Origin of the sequence: Congregibacter litoralis KT71 (assembly GCF_000153125.2) — a bacterium.
In the GTDB taxonomy this organism is placed as follows: Bacteria; Pseudomonadota; Gammaproteobacteria; order Pseudomonadales; family Halieaceae; genus Congregibacter; species Congregibacter litoralis.
This window is the reverse complement of the sequence record NZ_CM002299.1, coordinates 1905750-1924793: the sequence shown is the minus strand read 5'-3', so window position 1 is coordinate 1924793 and position 19044 is coordinate 1905750. Positions and strand designations below refer to the sequence as shown.

Annotated in this window: 16 protein-coding genes; 8 read left to right on the top strand and 8 right to left on the bottom strand. The window is 58.1% G+C overall.

Going from position 1 to position 19044, the window contains the following annotated elements:
* Positions 1-22 precede the first annotated feature (22 nt).
* Positions 23-928, bottom strand: coding sequence for a hydrogen peroxide-inducible genes activator (locus KT71_RS08850; protein WP_008295760.1), 906 nt, complete (start codon positions 926-928; stop codon positions 23-25).
* Positions 929-977: 49 nt separating this feature from the next.
* Here KT71_RS08850 and KT71_RS08845 point away from each other — a divergent pair, with 49 nt between their 5' ends.
* The 3 genes from KT71_RS08845 to KT71_RS08835 all read left to right on the top strand — a co-directional run bounded on the left by KT71_RS08845 (position 978) and on the right by KT71_RS08835 (position 3450).
* Positions 978-1850 (top strand): HAD-IIB family hydrolase, encoded by an 873-nt coding sequence (locus KT71_RS08845; RefSeq protein WP_008295761.1) that lies wholly within the window; start codon positions 978-980, stop codon positions 1848-1850.
* An 82-nt stretch (positions 1851-1932) separates the two neighbouring features.
* Positions 1933-2502: an NnrU family protein gene (locus KT71_RS08840; RefSeq protein WP_008295762.1), complete on the top strand. Its 570-nt coding sequence runs from the start codon at positions 1933-1935 to the stop codon at positions 2500-2502.
* Between the two features lie 72 nt (positions 2503-2574).
* Positions 2575-3450, top strand: coding sequence for a lysophospholipid acyltransferase family protein (locus KT71_RS08835; RefSeq protein ID WP_008295763.1), 876 nt, complete (start codon positions 2575-2577; stop codon positions 3448-3450).
* 49 nt (positions 3451-3499) lie between these two features.
* On the opposite strand, the gene KT71_RS08830 is transcribed toward KT71_RS08835, so the two are convergent.
* The gene (locus KT71_RS08830; RefSeq protein WP_238549464.1) at positions 3500-4828 is read right to left on the bottom strand and encodes an MATE family efflux transporter; all 1329 of its coding nucleotides are present in this window, start codon (positions 4826-4828) and stop codon (positions 3500-3502) included.
* Positions 4829-4955: 127 nt separating this feature from the next.
* Positions 4956-5495 (bottom strand): peroxiredoxin, encoded by a 540-nt coding sequence (locus KT71_RS08825; protein WP_008295766.1) that lies wholly within the window; start codon positions 5493-5495, stop codon positions 4956-4958.
* 637 nt (positions 5496-6132) lie between these two features.
* Here KT71_RS08825 and KT71_RS08820 point away from each other — a divergent pair.
* The 3 genes from KT71_RS08820 (at position 6133) to KT71_RS08810 (ending at position 9278) form a co-directional block, all read left to right on the top strand.
* Complete coding sequence (locus KT71_RS08820) at positions 6133-6573, top strand: hypothetical protein (protein WP_008295767.1); 441 nt, start codon at positions 6133-6135, stop codon at positions 6571-6573.
* A 229-nt stretch (positions 6574-6802) separates the two neighbouring features.
* Positions 6803-7663, top strand: coding sequence for a helix-turn-helix transcriptional regulator (locus KT71_RS08815; protein WP_008295768.1), 861 nt, complete (start codon positions 6803-6805; stop codon positions 7661-7663).
* A 10-nt stretch (positions 7664-7673) separates the two neighbouring features.
* Positions 7674-9278 carry an FMN-binding glutamate synthase family protein gene (locus KT71_RS08810; RefSeq protein WP_008295769.1) on the top strand — a complete coding sequence of 535 codons (1605 nt, stop codon included), beginning with the start codon at positions 7674-7676 and terminating at the stop codon, positions 9276-9278.
* Between the two features lie 64 nt (positions 9279-9342).
* Here KT71_RS08810 and KT71_RS08805 read toward each other — a convergent pair whose 3' ends face one another.
* Complete coding sequence (locus KT71_RS08805; protein WP_008295770.1) at positions 9343-10737, bottom strand: M20/M25/M40 family metallo-hydrolase; 1395 nt, start codon at positions 10735-10737, stop codon at positions 9343-9345.
* Between the two features lie 126 nt (positions 10738-10863).
* Here KT71_RS08805 and KT71_RS08800 point away from each other — a divergent pair, with 126 nt between their 5' ends.
* Together KT71_RS08800 and KT71_RS08795 are read left to right on the top strand one after the other, a co-directional pair.
* A complete protein-coding gene (locus tag KT71_RS08800; RefSeq protein WP_023659496.1) occupies positions 10864-12591 on the top strand; it encodes a WS/DGAT/MGAT family O-acyltransferase in 1728 nt (575 codons plus the stop codon).
* A gap of 10 nt (positions 12592-12601) precedes the next feature.
* Positions 12602-14083, top strand: a complete 1482-nt coding sequence (locus KT71_RS08795; RefSeq protein WP_008295772.1) for a helicase HerA-like domain-containing protein — start codon at positions 12602-12604, stop codon at positions 14081-14083.
* Positions 14084-14109: 26 nt separating this feature from the next.
* Here the strand turns inward: KT71_RS08795 and KT71_RS08790 are convergent, their stop codons facing one another.
* From KT71_RS08790 to KT71_RS08775, 4 genes are all read right to left on the bottom strand, one after another.
* On the bottom strand, positions 14110-15057 hold the full coding sequence (locus KT71_RS08790; protein WP_008295773.1) for a DUF808 domain-containing protein: 948 nt from the start codon (positions 15055-15057) through the stop codon (positions 14110-14112).
* Between the two features lie 3 nt (positions 15058-15060).
* Positions 15061-17205 carry a polyphosphate kinase 1 gene (ppk1, locus tag KT71_RS08785; protein ID WP_008295774.1) on the bottom strand — a complete coding sequence of 715 codons (2145 nt, stop codon included), beginning with the start codon at positions 17203-17205 and terminating at the stop codon, positions 15061-15063.
* Between the two features lie 54 nt (positions 17206-17259).
* Positions 17260-18135, bottom strand: a complete 876-nt coding sequence (locus KT71_RS08780) for a universal stress protein (RefSeq protein WP_023659495.1) — start codon at positions 18133-18135, stop codon at positions 17260-17262.
* Between the two features lie 69 nt (positions 18136-18204).
* Complete coding sequence (locus KT71_RS08775; protein ID WP_008295776.1) at positions 18205-19026, bottom strand: alpha/beta fold hydrolase; 822 nt, start codon at positions 19024-19026, stop codon at positions 18205-18207.
* Positions 19027-19044 lie beyond the last annotated feature (18 nt).

Here is a 19044-nt window from a genome sequence, read left to right as displayed (position 1 = left end):
TGACTGCCATCGCACAGGCGGTTCAGCCTTGGTCCTGACGCTTCATAATATATTCGCCCAGTAATCTGAACTCGGTTTGCCGCGGCGTTTTCTTTCGCCACATCAAACCAATGTCGCGTTTCACCGAGGGATCGGCAAAGGGCGTTACCGTCACATCGGCCGTCGCCAGAGCGCCAGCGGTGACTGCCATGCCGGGCACCAGGGTCACGCCAATACCACTCGCTACCATCTGCACCACGGTGGTCAGACTGGTTGCCTGATAGGGCACGGTGTATTCCCTGCCGCGAAGCTTACAGGCTTCGAGAGCATGGTCCCGGAGACAGTGGCCATCTTCCAGAAGCAGGAGCTCCTGCCCCTGAAGATCTCCCGTGTCGAGATCACTTTTTGCGGCAAGGGGATGATCAACGGGAGATGCGAGAAAAAAGGGGTCGTCGAACAAATGCATGCTCTCCACCCCATCCGCCTGAACCGGTAAGGCGAGGAGAAGCAAATCCAGTTCGCCCCGGTGGAGCGCATCAACAAGGGGCTCCGTCAGATCCTCGCGGATAAAAGGGGTGAACTCGGGATGGTCGCTACGCAGGGATTTCAGCAGACCCGGCAGGAGAAACGGTGCGATGGTGGGAATGACGCCGAGTCGCAGACGCCCGCTCAGGGGCTCGGCGGACGCCTGGCAGAGGGCCACGAGGTCCTCCACGTCAAGAAGTAATCCGCGGGCACGCTCTACCACCTCTTCGCCCAGGCCCGTCAGCACCAGACTGCGATTGTTACGCTCCAGCAACGAGGCGCCCAGCACCTCCTCGAGTTCCAGAATACCCGCACTGAGCGTGGACTGGGAGACGTGACAGGCCTTGGCGGCACGACCGAAATGCCCGTGCTCCACGACGGAGCACAGGTAGCGAAGCTGTTTGATGGTCGGATGTCTGCTCATGGTGATGCTTTTGCCTCGAAGATGGAAAAGATAGCAGAGTTCCCGGGAAATGGATGCCCGGCGCAGGACCCGGGCGGCACAATACCGCTATAATCCCGCCATGGATCTTATTGTTTTTGACCTCGACGGCACCTTACTCAACAAGTCCTCGAAGATAAGCGCGTACACTCGGGAAACACTCCGGCGTTTAACGGCCGAGGGTATCGCCTACACGGTGGCCACGGGCCGCGCGCTCCACGGTGCCATCGACATTCTTGACGGCCACGGTTTTCTACTGCCGCAGATTTATAAAAACGGCGTAATGATATGGAACCCCGATCTCGACAGCTACAGCACGAGCCATCTCCTGACGATTCAGGAGATCGGCCACGTCGCAGAGGCGTTTCTGGATAAAGACGTCACCCCCTTCTTCTTCACCCTGGAGCCCGGCAACCGTCACGCTGTCTATCATCCGCCGGTGCGCCAGAAGGCTGAGTACAAGCTCATCCGGAGTTTTGAAAAAGAGCGGAACCTGCCGGTGCTGCCCATTGCCGATCTTCCCGCGGACGCCGACATCACCAACATCAGCGCTATCGGTCCCGACACCGCCATCAACGCGGTTGCCGAGATGGTGGAGAGTGAGGAACACCTTGTGGCCTACATGGGCGTCGCCATCGAGGATCGACGCCTGAACTGGATCGACATCCACCACCACTCGGGAAGTAAAGGTGGCGCCGTCACCGTGGTGAAGGAAGAGCTGGGGTTTCAGCGCGTTATCTGCTTCGGCGACAGTGACAACGATCTCAGCATGTTTCAGACGGCAGACGAGGCCTACGCCCCGGAAAATGCCAAAGCGCATATAAAGTCCGCTGCCACCTCTGTCATCGGACATCATGACGCCGACGGTATCGCCCGTTTTCTTCGCGAGCGCTTTTCCCTTTAAGCGGCCTTAAGACTACTCGGCACTTTTTCCGCCGCTGCTGTTAGACTCCGGGTCCGTATTCGGTAGGCACGGAGCTCAGGGCATGATCTTGCTGGTTGCAGGGGTTGTACTTTTCACCGGAACCCATCTGTTTCTGGGGCTTGCTCCCGACAAGGTGAGCGCTGCCCGGCAGGGCTGGGGAGAAGGCCCGCTCAAGGGCCTGGTGACGGTGTTCACCGTGGCCGGCATGGCGCTGATCGTCCTCGGATGGCGTTCCAGCGATAGCGCCTGGCTCTATACCACCCCTTCCGCTATACGCGGCTTCGCCTCGGCACTGGCCATCCTGGCCATCTATCTTCTCGTCGTTTCCAACCGCCCTTCGGCGGTCAAGGGCATTGTCCGACATCCGCAACTCACGGCGGTATTACTGTGGGCCGTTGCGCATCTACTCCTCAACGGCGATTCCCGCTCCCTGGTGCTCTTTGGCGGCCTCGCGCTATGGTCGGTGCTGGAGATCCTGGTCATCAATCGCAGAGACGGCGCCTGGGAAAAACCCGCCGCTGCGGGCGTCATTGCCGAGGTGGTCACGGTCGCCATTGCTGCCATCGTAGTGGTAGTCCTGGTCTGGGCGCACCCCTGGTACGCGGGCATGCCCGCCGTGGCAGGCCTGTGAGCTCTGCCATAGAACAGCGCAGGCGCGATATACTCGCGCGCCCTTTATCTCCCTAAGCGTCAGGAAACCTCCATGGCTGTAAAAACCCCGCTCTCCCGGGACAGTAATCCCCTGTCTGAGGCGGAGGCATTGCGTGAGCACATTAACCGGGCCATAGCGACGGAGCCGCCGCGGGGCCTCGAAGAAAAACTTATCTATCGTTTTTCCAAGTTCTGGTTTCGCCCGGAATTTCATAACACGGAGCGTATTCCGGACCGGCCCTGTCTTTTTATCGGTAACCACGCACTCTTCGGCCTCGACGGTTTTGTCATCCTGCCGGTGCTCCTCGAGGAATACGGCCGCTTCCTGCGCCCTATGGGCGACAAGTTTCTCTTCACCCAGCCGCGAATCGCCAAAACGCTTCTGCGCCGGGGTGCCACCATGGGGCATCCCGATGTGGCGCGGGCGCTTATGGCTCACGATCAGGATATTCTGGTTTTTCCCGGTGGCGCCCACGAGGCAGTAAAACCCAGTCGCGATCGCTATCAATTGCAGTGGAAGGAGCGCCTGGGGTTCATTCGCCTGGCCGCCGAGTTTGGCTACACCATCGTGCCCTTTGGACTGGTGGGACCGGATGAATTCTACGAGTACCTCCTGGACAGCGAGCAGATCGTCAGGCTGCTGAAGCAGGGCGGACTCTGGTCGGAGAACATGCGCCCTGACGCAATTCCGCCGTTGCTCCGCGGTGCTTTCGGTACGCCCCTGCCCCGGCCTCAGGCGAGTTATCTGAGCTTTGGTGAACCGCTGGAACTGCCAAAACCCGGCGCACGCCCCCCGGGAGTAAAGAAGCTGAGGGCCTGGCGCGAAACGGTCGCGGAGCGTATCGATCAGGAAATCGCAGAGATGCTCCTCAGGCGTGAGCAGTCACGGCACACCCTGGGGCTTCTTCGGCGCATTGCCAGCATCTAAAAGAGGGTGTCAGGGCAGGAGTGTCCCCTACCTCAGGGCTTTAATAGGCTTACTCTGCCATCACCCGGGCTAGACGATCCGGATGACGCCACCGGGAACCCAGCACCCGCCAGAGATATAGCAGGGCGTTAATAATCAGCATGCTGACAAAGACCCACCAGCTCACCAGCGGCTCCAGCTTCCAGACGGTGATGACAAATACCTGAACAATCATGGTTAACACGTGGACGGTCACCGAAGTGATCAACAGCCACCGGGTATCCCCCGCGCCACGAAGCACACCACTACAGACCAGAATCAGACCATCGGCCACGGCATAGGTGGCCAGGCCGACCATCATTGGTGCTCCCACGGCGAGAATGGGCGCAAAGTCCGAGCCCGGGGTGGCGAACACCCCCAGGAGAGATTCGCGCCAGATAACAAACATAAGCCCCATGAGCCCGGAATAGGTCACGGCGATAACAAAGCCCGAGGCAATCACCTCGTTGGTTTTTGACATATCCCCTGCGCCCACGGTGCGCCCCACCATGCTCATGAGCGCAATGTTCAAACCCATGAGGGGCACGAAGGACAGCATGTCCCAGTTAAACACCATGGCCATGGCCGCTCCCTCGGCGACGCCGTAGGATTGAAACAGAAGCAAAAACACGTTGAAGGTCCCCAGGCCAATGAGCACCTCAAAACCCGAGGGCAAACCCAGGCGTAGATAGCGGCGCATGATGCCCGGCATGTAGACGAAGGATTTACGCACATGAAAACGCCGCGCGTGAATGGGATTGAAATAAAAGAGCAGATAGATCCCGATGGACAGGAGGCAGGCCACGACGGTGCCGAGGGCTGCGCCGACGATGCCGAGTTCCGGCAGACCAAAGCGGCCGAAGATCAGGAGGTAGCTCAGGGGGATGTTCAGAAACACGCCGATAAGATCGGCGATCATGACGACCCTCGGACGGGCAATACCGGAGAAATAGGACGCCAGCACGGTTTTTACCAGAAAGAAAAAGCTCCCCATGATGAAGGTCATGAAGTAGGGTTTCTCCAGGGCCACCTGCTCCGGCGCATGTCCCATCCACTCAAACAGGGACAACATAGGCCAGGCCATCAACAGGAGCATGGGCATGGCGATGACGGACAGAATAATGCCCTGGGTTACAACACGGGGGCAGCTGCGCATGTCCTTGCGGCCAAAGTACTGGGCAACCATGGCGTTACCATAGGCCGCAATACCGTTAAAAAAGCACAGACATACCCAGAAAGAGACCCCGCCCCCGAGGGAGGCGGCAACGTGGACCGGACTGATCCGCGAAAGAAAGAAGCGGTCCGCAAAGGCCATAAGCGCAAGCGCTCCCTGGGACACCACCATAGGCAGTGCCAACAAGAAGAGCCTGTTTAGCGTTGATCGGGTGAACCACATAGCGCCCTAACCCTCGGTGGGCGCGTATTCTACTCCCGTAGGCGCTTATACCGTGAACGTTGGATCCTTTGCGTGAATCGCCAGCGAGATTTTAGGAATCGCGCTGTGCGACTCCCAGATTCTCCAGGTTAGCGATCATATCTTCGGCGGAGGAACTGGGCTTAACCGCCGTGTCGATATGTGTTATTACGCCATCAACATCGATATAAAAAGTATAGCGCCGGGCGAAACCCCGGGTGAACACACCGTAGGCTTTAGCAACTTCGCCATCGGGATCGCTGAGCAAGGGGAAATCTGCCTTGGTCTCATCGGCAAACGCGGCATTTTTGTCCACGGGATCGGTGCTCGCCATGAAATAGCTAACATCAAACTTGCGAATCTCATCGCCGTTTTCAGCGAGGCTCTTACATTCCACGGTACAGCCGGAAGTAAATGCCCGGGGGAACCACGCCAGCACGACCGCCTGCTTGCCGCGGTAGTCAGCAAGATCGTAGGTCTCTCCATCCGATGCCTGAAGCGTGAAATTTGGCGCCATATCGCCCACTTTCAATTCTGCCTTCGCAGATACGGCGCTCAGGCTAAACACCATCACAAGCAGAGAACGAAGAACAACGGTTAAAGCATTGGACATGAGGAACTTACTCCTGAATAGATTAGGTCTTGCTACATTCATACATGCCGGCCGCAATATACCAACGGACATGACAGCCTCAGCAAAAGCCAGCGAGAACCGGCACATACCCCCATGCGTTAGCACGAGATGGACTCTGAGGTAATGTACGCGTAAACGCCCGCCTAGATCACTATAAGCCGCGAACAAGGTTCTCCCGTCTCACGCTACAGCAGCTAGGAAATCCGTAGATCCCAAGGATCCGCTCTGATAGCCCTCGCGATTGCTGGTAAATGCTCGGTGAGAATCCCCTGGGCGACGCCTGCGCGGTGGCTTGTATGCTTCTCTTATGCACCTCTTTATGGGCCCCTTTTTAGTCGCTTTTGAGCCTCTTATGCTCAACTCGTAGCATAAACCGCAGATTATTAGCCCTTTACCTCGCCGGCGCTTGCCGTTAACTTCTCCTTAGCGTTTCTGCGTCATCCGTCACTTTATGCCTGTTGCGCGGTTGGGGCTTAGCTGTTTGTGGCTGTCTTTGGCTAACGTTAGCCGGGTTTGGCCAGCCCCAGCGAAAATTGCGAACTCAGCAGGCATAGTACGATCATGCAGAAACCATCGGGTAGACTTACTCAGACACACACAGCAAAAAGGAATAGTCATGCGAAGCACAGCAATTATTGGCGTAGTTGCCACATCTGCCCTCCTCCTCACCCTGGGCGGCTGCAGTAAAGAAGATATGGACAAAGCGAAGAGCTCCGCCGAAGAGGCAGCAGAATCCGCTGCTCAAATGGCCGATGACGCCATGGACAAAGCGGGTGATATGGCCGACAGCGCAGCTGATGCGACCGGCGACGCCATGGACTCCATGGGTGATGCCGCCGAGGATGCGATGGATTCCGCGGGCGACATGGTAGATGACGCCGGCGATAAAATGGGTGACATGGCCGACGACGCCAAGGATCAAGCGAGTTCTATGATGGACGAAGCCGGTGACGCGGCGAATGACATGATGGACGACGCCGAGTCCGAAGCCAAAGACATGATGGACGATGCAGAAGCCGGTGCCAAAGACGCCATGAAGAAAATGGGCGAAAGCTAAACCAGCGGCCATCAGCGACGACCCTCGCTAAGAAGCGAGGGTTGCTCGTCGCCCTTACCGGGCAAAACAAGCGGGTTTTCCATTGTGTATCGCTTAACAATCAGTTTGGCATCAACGCATCACTGAAGCGGTCGTTGCGGCACCCGTTGCATGGATAAAGAGTCTTAAAAAATTGCCTCGTAGAGCTGCCGGCTGTGCCAGGGCTTTAGGGCTACTTTAGGAGTTAAGCATGGACCTCTGGCCCTATCGCTGGGACCACCTCCTGAGGTATCGCTACATCGAAACCATCAGTCTGTGGGAAGGACGCCTGACAACGGGGCACCTGACGCGCTGTTTTGGAATCGGCCGCCAGCAGGCCAGCAAGGACATTAATTTTTATCTCCGGGAAATAGCGCCAGGTAACATCAGCTACGACAAGTACCTCAAAGGCTATCGTCCCAGCGCAGATTTTGTCCCCCGCGTGACCAGAGGCACCGCCGACGAATACCTTCATCTAATGAGTAGAGATGAGCAGCTCATGGGCGTCTTTGAATCCCTCCCCCTTGCGACAGCAAACGTGGAGCAGCTCACACCGCCGGGGCGGGATGTTGCGCCGTCGATACTTCGTCCCATGATCCAGGCCGCCCGTGCCCGGAAGCGTCTTGAGGTGGACTATGTATCGCTCAAGAATCCCGATCGCGAGGGTCGTATCATTGTCCCGCACACGCTGGTCTTTACCGGCTATCGCTGGCACGTTCGTGCCTGGTGTGAAAAAAACCAGGGCTTTCGCGACTTTGTGCTGAGTCGTTTTCGTGGCGATGCCGAAATACTCGACGATTCCACCTACGGTGAGGATCAGGACAGTGACTGGCTGCAGCGGGTCACCATCATTGTGACCCCCGATCCGCGGCTTTCGAAGGCGCAACAGGAGGTAATCGCCCATGACTACGGCATGAGCGACGGTAAGCTCCGCCTTGAAACCCGCGCGACCCTGGTCAACTATCAACTACAGCTCTTGCAGCTGGATCCCCGGGCGCATCAGGACAACCCCCTCGCTCAACAGATTGTTCTGGAAAACCATGAAGCTTTAACCCCCTGGTTGTTTACCTAAGGAAACGCCTGTGTCCCGTGCGGCATTTTTTACCGTCCATCTGCTCCTCGCCAGCATCCCCTTCTTCCTCGGCCTGCACAGCCTGCTGCTCTGGCTGTTCTTTCTTCTGGTGCTCACCAGCTTCTGTGTGGGTATTTACGACATGCAGCAGACGCAACACAGCATCCGTCGCAACTTCCCTCTCGTGGGCAGAGGCCGCTGGATATTGGAATCTTTGCGCCCCTTTGTGCGGCAGTACCTCCTGGAATCCGATGTCGGCGGCGCACCCATCAACCGCATGTTTCGCGCCATCGTCTACCAGCGCGCCAAAGGTGATCTTGCCTCCATTCCCTTTGGCACAAAACTGGATACCTACCGGGACGGCTATGAGTGGATCGGACATTCCATCGCGGCCCGAAACATCAGCGAATTGGATCACGACCCCCGGGTGAGCATCGGTGGCCCCCAATGCACCCAGCCCTATGCGGCGGCGCTCCTCAATATATCGGCCATGAGCTTCGGATCCTTAAGTAGCAACGCCGTGCGCGCCCTGAACCGCGGCGCAGCCGCCGGCGGCTTCTATCACAACACCGGCGAGGGCGGCGTATCTGATTTCCACCTCGAACACGCCGGCGACCTGGTCTGGCAAATCGGTACGGGGTACTTCGGGTGCCGCGCGAGCGACGGTAGTTTCTCCCCCGAGGCCTTTGCGAAAACCGCCACCCTGCCGACGGTCAGGATGATCGAAATCAAACTGTCCCAGGGCGCCAAGCCCGGACATGGCGGCATCCTCCCCGCCAGCAAGAACACGGAGCTCATTGCCCGCATCCGTCAGGTGCCCGTGGGCACGGAAGTCGTGTCGCCCTCGGCGCACAGTGCATTTTCGAGTCCCCGGGGCCTCCTGGAATTCGTGGCCCAACTTCGAGAGCTGTCCGAGGGTAAGCCCGTCGGCTTTAAACTGTGCGTGGGGCGCGAAAGCGAATTCATTGCCATCTGCAAAGCTATGCTCGAGACGGGTATCACACCGGACTTTGTGACCGTTGACGGCGGCGAGGGTGGCACGGGCGCCGCCCCCCTGGAATACAGTAACTCCGTGGGAATGCCCCTGCGTGACGGCCTGGCCTTTGTGGTCAACACCCTTGAGGGTTTTGGGGTTCGCGAGCACATTAAGGTGATCGCGTCGGGGAAGATTATTACCGCCTTCCACATGGCCAAGGCCCTGGCCCTGGGCGCGGATCTTTGCAACAGCGCCCGCGGCATGATGCTGGCCCTGGGCTGCGTCCAGTCCCTGGAATGCAACACTAACCGCTGTCCCACGGGAGTAACGACCCAGGACCCCCATCTTGTTCAGGGTCTGGATGTTACGGACAAGGGTCAGCGAGTCGCCCGATTTCAGGCAGAAACTCTCCATGCCCTCCTCGATCTGCTGTCCTCTGCGGGACTCAAGTCACCTGGAGAGCTCAATCGTTCCCACATTCACCGCCGCATTGACCAGATGACCATCCGCCGCTACGACGAATTATTTCCCCTGCCGCAAAGAGCGTCTTATCTCACGGCAACAGCGGCCGATCCCGTCTATATCCACTTAAAGGAAGCCAGCAGCGACAGCTTTGCGCCCCAAAGCACAGAAGCCTGAGAGCACAGCTCTTTCAGAAGCAAAGACAGAGCCCGGCGCGTGAAGCGGCGGGCTCCATCGGTCTTTACTCGGGAGTGGTGAGCTCGCGGATAATCACGGACCAATGATCCAGAGCATCATAGAAGGCTTTGATGGGCACCCGCTCGTTTAAGCCGTGAGCGAACATCTCATCCGGATTCATAAACACACCAGAGATACCCCAGGTAGGAATACCCGCTTTACGAAAATGCATACCATCGGTACCCCCGGACTCCATGTAGGTAATGAGATCCAGACCCGGATAGCGACTGTGCACCGCTTTACCCACGGCGGTCATGACATCAGCGCGGATCTCTGAAATCGGACTCTCCGTGGGATCACCCAGAAGCACGAACTCGGCCTCTTCGTTGCCGACCACCGATTTGAGCTCCGCCTCAATGTCGGCAACGGATACGCCGGGAAAGATCCTGCAATTGACCGTTGCGGTGGCGGACTGGGGCAGTGCGTTCTCCGCATGGCCGGCCTCAAGCATTGTCACCACGCAGGTGGTGCGGGTGGTGCCGACATAGGAGGGTTCACTGCGGAGCATTTCCGCCGCCTCCTCGTCCTCGGGGTCATAGGCAAAGCGCACCATGGCATCACCCAGCTCCCCGCCGATTTTTTCGCCCGTCTGCTGGAAATAGGAGAGCGTCATCTCGCTCCAGCGCACGGGAAAACGATGGGCCTCGATGGCTTTCACCGCCGCGGCGAGCTCATAGATGGCATTGTCGTCCCGGGGGCGACTGCTGTGCCCACCGGGATTGCGCACGGTGATCTGCCAGGTGGCATAGGTTTTCTCTGCCGCTTGCACGCGGTAGCTCACCGCAACACCGTCTGCCGTAAGCGCGCCGCCGCCGGCGTCGGAATTCAGGGCATATTCCGCCTCAGCAATCTCGGGCATCTCGTAGGCCATCATGCGGGTTGTGGTCATGCCGCTTTCCTCATCACCGGAAAAAACCAGCATGAGGTCACGGTCAGGCACGAAGCCCTCTTTCTTGAGACGAATCATGGTACCCGTGAGCTGGGCGACGCCGAACTTGTTGTCGATGGTGCCCCGGGCGTAGAAGTTCACGTCATCCTGAGTGAGCTCAAAGGGTGGACGCACCCAATCCTCGGCCAGCGCCTCAACGACATCCATATGCCCGAGTAGCAGTATGGGCTTGGCGCCAGCACTACCATCGCCGCGATAGGTGGCAATGAGCGTGCCGAATCCATCTTTGGGAACAATGCGGACATCTTCTTCCGCAAAGCCCGCGGCGATGAGCTCCCCGGCGAGATACTCCGCCACAGGAATGGTATTGCCCATTGTTTTGGAGGTATCGACCTCCACGATGGTCCTGTAGATCTCCAGTGTCTTCTGCGCGTGCTCGCTTTCTATCTGAGCAGAGGCAGAAATACTGAAAACCGACAGACATAAAGCTGTCCAGAAACTCCGATGCATTACGGTTCTCCCGATTTACCTGATTGGTGTTTGCGGTGTAGTGTTGTCACAGTCCCGGTTTGTGGGGACCGCTTACATCACAGGCGCAAAGCTTATAGGATTCGCCCAACAATAAGGGATAAAAAAATGCGCAGAATAGATTTGGCAAGTGCCGGCTTTCTCCTTCTTGAGAAACGTGAGACCCCCATGCACGTCGGGGGCGTGAATCTCTTCACGCTGCCCGAGGGTGCTGATGAGCAGGAGTTTCTCACCTCCGTCCGAACCCTATTGCGGGAGAGCACGGAATTCCGCAAGCCTTTTGGCGAGTACGTCGTCTCGGGAAAGTCAGGGCTGTTCTGGGAGACGGATGAGCACATTGACATGGATTACCATGTCCGCCATTCGGCACTGCCGAGTCCCGGACGTTATCGTGAACTTTTTGCCCTCGCCTCACGCCTGCATACGACCCTGCTGGATCGCACCCGGCCATTATGGGAGCTGCACATCATAGAAGGACTGCAAAACCGGCAGTTTGCCGTGTACAACAAGGTCCATCACGCCGCCATCGATGGCGTGGGCGCCATGCACATCACACAGGCCATGTGCTCCGAGGAGCCCGACGAATCACCAAGCTATGCCCCCTACTCCCGGCAAGCCTACGAAGTGTACAAACAGGCCCGCTTTGGCAACAGGCCTGAAGCAGGCAACCCCAGCAAGCGCGACATGCGCAATGTTCTGGAGGCCCTGAAGCAGCAGTACGACTCGAGCATCAATCTGGCAACGGCCATGCGACGCTTTGGTCTGGCCTTTGTCGGACGCAGCGGCAACCTGGCAGTGCCCTGGCACAACGTCCCTAAAACCTCGATCAATACCCGCGTTTCCGGTGCCCGTCGCTTTGTCGCCCAAACCTTTGCCTTCGATCGCGTCAAAAATGTCTGTAAGGCCATGGATGCCACGGTCAATGACATCGTGCTTGCCATGTGCGCCGGCGCCCTCCGTCGCTACCTCCTGTCCCGGGATGAACTGCCCCTCCATTCCCTGAAAGCCATGGCCCCGGTCTCCCTGCGCGAAGAAGGCGATGTGGATTCCAGCAATGCCATCGGGTTTATCACCGCCGATATGGCTACCAATGTTTACGATCCGGAAAAGCGTCTGCGCACGATTCAGGAATCTATGCGCGCGGGGAAGGACTTGCTGCGGGAGCTCTCCCCGGCAGAGGGGGCGTTGTTCATGCAACTGACCCAGCTTCCCGCGCTGTTAACCTCTATCCTCGGCCTGGGCTCCAAGTTTCCGGCCTTCAGCACGGTGGTTTCCAACGTACCCGGGCCGCGCAAGCCTCTTTATTGGCAGGGTGCACGACTGGATGGCATGTACCCTGCGTCCATCGTTTTCGATGGCTTCGCTATGAACATCACCCTGGTGAGCTATCACGACCAGTTGGATTTCGGCATTGTGGCCTGCCGCAGGTCCATGCCCCAGATTCAGCGCATCATCGACCATCTTGAGGACGCCCTCGCCGAACTGGAAAACGTCGCCGGTATCAGCGGCGCGGGCCGTCGTGCCAGCGACAAACGGCGTGGCTCCCGCGCCCCGGCAAAGGCCCCAGCAGGAGCCACAGGCAAAGCTAAAACCAAAGCCAAAACGAAAACCCGGGCTCCTGGGAAATCGAAGACCGCCAGCCCGAGCAAAGCCAAAGCTAAGGCAAAAAGTACGAGCGCCGCCAAGACTAAGACCAGGTCCAAGACAAAGACCCAAGCAAAGACCCCGGCAAAAGCTAAAGCAAAAACTAAAGCAAAAACCCAGACTAAAGCTAAGACCAAGGCGAAACGCCCCGTGCGAAAAGCCGCCGTCAAACCCAAACTCGCCAGCAGCTGACAGGTACGCTATGAGTATCGAAGAGAAATCACCCGGCATCCTCATCGGAGGATCCGATGAGGGTCAGATATTTTTAAATCCTCGCTATGCGAATCGACATGGACTGATCGCCGGCGCCACGGGCACGGGTAAAACCGTGACCCTCCAATGCCTGGCCGAGAGCTTTTCGGCTCAGGGGGTGCCGGTCTTTCTCGCCGATGTGAAGGGGGATATTTCAGGACTGAGCCAGCCCGGAAAACCCCACCCAAAGATTGATGAGCGCATCGAAAAAATCGGGATCAGCGACTATGCGCAGGAGGGCTTTCCCGTCGCTTTTTGGGATGTTTTCGGCAAAAAAGGCACACCGATCCGTACGACCCTCAGCGAAATGGGCCCACAGCTGCTCTCTCGGCTCCTGGGCCTCAACGACACCCAGGAGGGTGTGCTCACCCTGGTTTTCCAGTTTGCCGACGACAACGGCCTTCTCATGCTGGATCTCGCGGATCTGCGCACGACCCTCCAGCATCTGGCGGACAACCGTCAATCCCTGGGCACCAGCTATCGCGTCTCCGCCGCCTCCGTAAACGCCATTCTGCGACGCCTGTTGATGTTGGAGCGCGAGGGCGGAAAACACTTTTTCGGCGAGCCCGCCCTGGAGCTTGGGGACCTCATGCAACGGACCCGGGACGGACGGGGTGTGATCAACGTTCTGGCAGCGGATACCCTCATCCGCAGTCCCCGGGTCTACAGCACCTTGCTGCTATGGCTACTCTCCGAGCTGTTTGAGCAACTTCCCGAGATCGGGGATCCGGACAAGCCCGAGCTGGTGTTCTTTTTCGATGAAGCCCACCTGTTGTTTCAGGACGCACCAAAAATCCTGCTCCAAACGATCGAACAGGTGGTGCGCCTCATTCGCTCCAAGGGCGTGGGCATCTACTTTGTCACCCAGAGTCCCGCCGACATTCCCGACAGCGTACTCGGCCAGCTGGGCAATCGCGTACAGCACGCCCTTCGGGCCTACACACCGAAGGAACAAAAAGCGGTGCGGGTTGCAGCGCAGAGCTTTCGAAAAAACCCCGCCCTGGACACAGAAACGGTGATCAGTGAACTCGGCGTGGGGGAAGCGCTGGTATCGACGCTCCAGAAAAAGGGCGTGCCTTCCATGGTCCAGCGAACCCTGGTCAGACCACCCTCCTCCCGCATGGGTAAGGCCACCCTGGCTGAAAGGGAAGCCGTCATGAAAAACGACCCAAACCGCCGGCGCTACACCCAGAGCATCGATCGGGAGAGCGCCCATGAGGTGCTCCTGGCCCGGGCTACGGTGCAGCAGGCGGAGCGGGACGAAGCGGCGCTGAAAAAACGCGAACAGAGCGCCAAACGAAAGACCGGACGAAAAACCCAGAGCACCAGCGATGCCTTCGTAAAAAGCATGGTCCGCAGTCTCGGCTCTGCCACGGGCCGAAGCCTGGGTAAAAAACTCTTTCGGGGAATTCTCGGCTCACTGTTGAAGTAGCCGCGTGAATAGCAGCCAGGGGTGTTTCAGGAGGCTCTGGTGAACAGCCGTTGCCCCGTGGACACCACCGTCAGCACCACGCCCCCCGCCAGTAAGCCTGTCAGCGCTGCGAACAACTGCGGCGTCACCACCTGGACCCAGGCGTTGTCTGCAATGAACATCACCGCCCAGTGGAGCACATCCTCCGACAAATGGTGAAGCAGGGGGATGCCGTGAACGAGAATCCCGCCACCCACAAGAAACATCGCCGCCGTGCCGAGAACCGTCAACGCCCGCATCAACCGCGGAGCGAGGAACAGCAGCCCACGCCCGAGGGTGCGAGGCACCTGCCCCCGGACTCCTTGATGCTCGCTCTGAAGCCAGTACAAGCCCAAATCATCAATCTTCACCAGAACTGCCACCAACCCATAGACGCCCAGGGTCATCGCGATAGCGATGACACTTAAGACGCTGGCACGCACGAGGAGGCTCGCCTCGCCGACGATGCCCAGGGTAATGACGATAATCTCAGCGGAGAGAATAAAGTCCGTGCGCACCGCGCCCCGGATGCGCTTTTTTTCCAGCTTCAGGGGGTCCGTGGCGGGATCTTCGAGCTGGGTACGGAGCGCCTCCTGCTCTTCGTGAAGCTCCTGTTCACTGTGACCGACGGAGTGCCAGACTTTTTCAAAGCCCTCGAAACACAGGAAAAGCCCCCCGGCAATGAGCAAGGGCGTAATCAACCAGCCTGCAAACGCCGCAATCACAATGGCCGCCGGCACCAACATGGCCTTGTTCAGGAGGGAGCCCTTAAACACGGCATAGACCACGGGAAGCTCACGATCCGCAGCCACACCGGTAACTTTCTCGGCATTCACCGCTAGGTCGTCACCCAGAACACCAGCGGTTTTACGGGCCGCCACCTTTGTCATTACCGACACATCGTCCATCAGCACGGCGATGTCATCGAGCAAGGCGAGAAGACTGGCTCCGGCCACCAGCTAGTCCTTTTTGCTTTTCTTGCGCTGCTTGGCGGGGAGCAGCATATTGGATCGGGGAATGCGCGGCTTCTTCCCGGTGCTCAGAAAGCTGTGGATGGCCTCCTGGGAACGAATCGCCGCCGACTTTGCCTTTCGCGGCACGAACTCGTTGGACTGCGCTTTATCGATGACCCGCGCACGCACATTGTCATGCCACTGTATATCCAGCACATCCTGAATCGTGGCTTTCGCATCAGCGTCATAGATGGGACATAGCACTTCGACCCGATAATCCAGATTCCGGGTCATGAGATCCGCAGAGCCAATGTAGTAACGAGGCTTGCCCGCGTTGTAAAACACATAGACCCGGGGATGCTCGAGATAGCGATCCACGACGCTGATGGCTTCAATGTTTTCCGAAATCCCCCGCACGCCGGGCTGCAGGGAACACATGCCGCGAATAATCAGGCGAATCTCCACCCCCGCATCACTCGCCTCATAGAGCTTCATGACCAGTTCCCGGTCTACGAGATTATTGCACTTGAGGGTCATGGCGGCCCGCAGGCCCTTTCGGGCATTCGCAATCTCGCCCTCGATCATTTCCGTTAATCCCGGGCGGGAGCTGTGGGGCGACACGAGTAAATGCTGATATTGGGGGCGCCGATAGTTGTACTGGAGAAAGTCAAAAACATCGAACACCTCGCGACCCAGATCCTGGTCATAGGTCATGAGGGAAAAGTCCGTGTAAAGGCGCGAGGTTTTCTCGTTAAAGTTTCCCGTGCCAATATGGGTATAGAAGCGTTGTTGCCCCTCTTCCCGTCGCTGTATCAGGAGCAATTTACTGTGCACCTTCAGGCCCGGGACACCGAACTTGACCTCAATCCCACCTTCCGTGAGCCGCTGCGCCCAGTTGATATTGGCCTGCTCGTCGAAGCGCGCCGCCAGTTCCACCACCGCCATGACGCGCTTGCCATTGTGCACGGCGCTTAGGAGCGCATCCACAACACGGGAATCGGAGGCGACGCGATAAAGACAGATCTTGATGTTGTCCACATCGGGATCCACGGCGGCGGTTTTCAGCAAATCAATCAGGTAATCAAAAGAGTGGTAGGGGTAATAGAGCAATACATCCTTGCTGCGAATTGCCGCGAGAATGTTCTCCGCCTCGTCGACACGGCTGACCGGCACGTTGCCCAGGGGCCGCAACTCAAGATATCGGGGCCCTACGTTGGGAAAGGCCATGAAATCCTTGGAGTTATGATAGCGTCCGCCGGGAATCAAACTGTCGTATTTGCCGAGGGAGAATTTTGATCCCAAAAAATCCAGCAGGCTCGTGGGCATATCCGCATCGTAAACAAAGCGCACGGCATCCGCCTTCTGCCGCTGCTTGAGGCTGCTGGCCATCTTCTCGATGAGGCTTTCCATGATGCCCACATCAAGCTCAAGCTCCGCATCCCGGGAAAACTTAAAACAGTACGCCTCCGCCGAATCGATGGCTAACACGCCGCGAAACATCTGCGGCAGGCAGGCACGGATCACATTATCCAGGGCGATGAAAACCCGCCCGCTTTTACCTTTTCGCCGGGGAATCTCCACGAATCGATTCATGCGATCTGTGGGCACTTCAACCACGGCCACGCGCTGTTTCTTGCCTCCGTTGATCTGCACCGCAAGGTACAGGCACTCATCATTGAGCACCGGAATCGGTGAACCCTCGTTAAAGAGAATGGGATCCAGTTCTGGCAGCACGGTTTTCGTGAAAAAGTCCTGAACGAACTGCGCCTGATTGGGCTCCAGCTGCCGCTCGTTAATCAGGTATATGCGCCGCGCCTGGAGCGCCTCCATCACCGTGGCATAAACCCGCTCAAAGTCGCGCTGCTGGGCGACTACCTCAGCCTGAATCGCCCCCAGGAGGTCCTTGGCACTCTGGCGCGCATTACCACTGGATACGGTAATAAGGCGCCGAACCTCAGCAACGCGGACACGAAAGAATTCGTCGAGATTGTTGGAAAAAATGCCCAGATAGCGCAGGCGCTGAATCTCCGGGGCTTTCTCGTCCGCGGCTTCCTGAAGTACCCGGGCATTGAAGGAGAGCCAGCTGAGCTCCCGGGGTACAAACAAACTGTCATCAAGATCCGCCAGTCGGGTCTTAATCGGGCTGCTCATAGTGCTCACCATCCTTTACTGAAATCGCCCGTTGCCGCGCCCCGCGGCATTGGATCAGGCATCAGGCTTTATGGTTAACACATCTGTATGAAGATCTTGTAATACGGACTCGGCGGTGTTGCCGATAAGCTTGGCACTCAGACCCTGGCGGGCCACCGTACCCATCACAACGATCTGCGCCCGGGCCTTGGCTGCCTGGGACGTAATGACCTTACACACGGGGCCACGCTTGGTGACAAACTGCTTCTCGGGGATGTCATGTTCTTTTGCCAGGGCCTTGAGGTGCGGCAGCATTTCCTCGCGATGCTTCTTGGAATAGCTGATGGGATCCACAAGATCCAGATCTGCCAGCACCGAGGGAATCTCAATCGCCGACATGATCCTCAGTTCGACGCCCAGGGCCTCTGCAAGGGCTTTAGCCGCGCCCAGGACCTTCGAGTTCAACTGCTGTTTGCTGCGTTTTCGCGTGCCGAGATCAAGGGCAGCCATGACGGGGCGTGTCCGGCTCCACTTCTTCTCTGCCACCATGAGCACCGGCAGGGGGCACTCGCGGAGCACGTGCCAGTCCGTGGAGGTATAACCGAGACTCCCCGTCGCGTGAGTGGTCTTTACTACTGCGGCAAAGTTACCGTTGGTGGTGCGCTTGACGATCCATGGATGCACGGTCTTCAACCACACAACTTTCAGGGCAACCTTCTGTTCTTTCTTCGCGAAGGCATCAATACGCTCGAGCATCTGCGCCCGGCGCTTATCGAGAATCTGCTGCTTGAGCTCCGCCTGCTCCGTCTTGCCGCCGTCAATACGGTTCAGGGGCGCGTAGACAAAAGCCACTATCTCAACGTCATAGCCCAACTTGGCGGCTAGCTCGAGGCCTCGGGATGTCGCAACGCAGGACTTACCTTTGTCCGCAACGATCAGAATTTTGCTCATAATCTTTCTCCGCGAATCTTCAAATCGATTATAGGCGCTCAGGCCTCCCGCGAAAGGGTCGTCGGGCAATTAATCCCCAAAAATGTAATCCGAGACCGCCTTTGCCGTCGCAAGCGGCGCCTCCAGAGGAAACAGATGCCCCCCGGGAATTTCCCGAAAACTGGCGGCGGGCTGCCAGTGCTGCCACCGCGACCAGATCTCCGGCCGGAGCGTGTCACTGTTTTCTCCCCGCAGGGCCAGCGTCGGCACAAGCATGCGTTTCATCAAGGGTCGCGCCCGGGGGGCACTGCCGTAGACCGCGGCTTCCCAGGCACCGGAATAGCGAAGCTGCACGCCGCCGTCAGCCAGGGGCGCTTTACTTGCCTTAACATAGTGGGTTAATGCCTCATCGCTAAGTCCCTTGAAGGCCCGTTTTCCGCGATAGAATTCAAAGGCCTTTGCGTGGTTTTCGAAGTGCTCCGGACGCGACAGCGCCCGCCGCAGCATGGGCATTTTCTGTCGGCGCTTTTCGGGCATGAGGCGCGTTGCCAGCACAAAGCGATCTGGCAGAAACACAGGATCCAGAAGTATGAGCCCGGCAATTTTATCCGGGTGCCGCTGAGCGGCCAGGGCGGCAATGGTACCGCCCATGCTGTGACCCATAACCCATACGGGTTCGTCATAGTGGCGATCTATGGCGTCGAGCATATCGCTGGCAAAGAGCTGCCAGCTCAGGCGCCGGGGAGGCTCCCGCCCTCCCCAGAGAGGACGGTGCTCGAGTGCATTGATGGCAAAGCGATCCTCCAGATGGGCAAAAAGTTCCCGGTAACTCCCCGGCGGATAGCCATTGGCATGGGCGAAGAGCAAGGGAAGACCCTTACCCCCGAAGTTTTCTACAACAGCCGCTTCCACACTGATTCTCCTTTGATG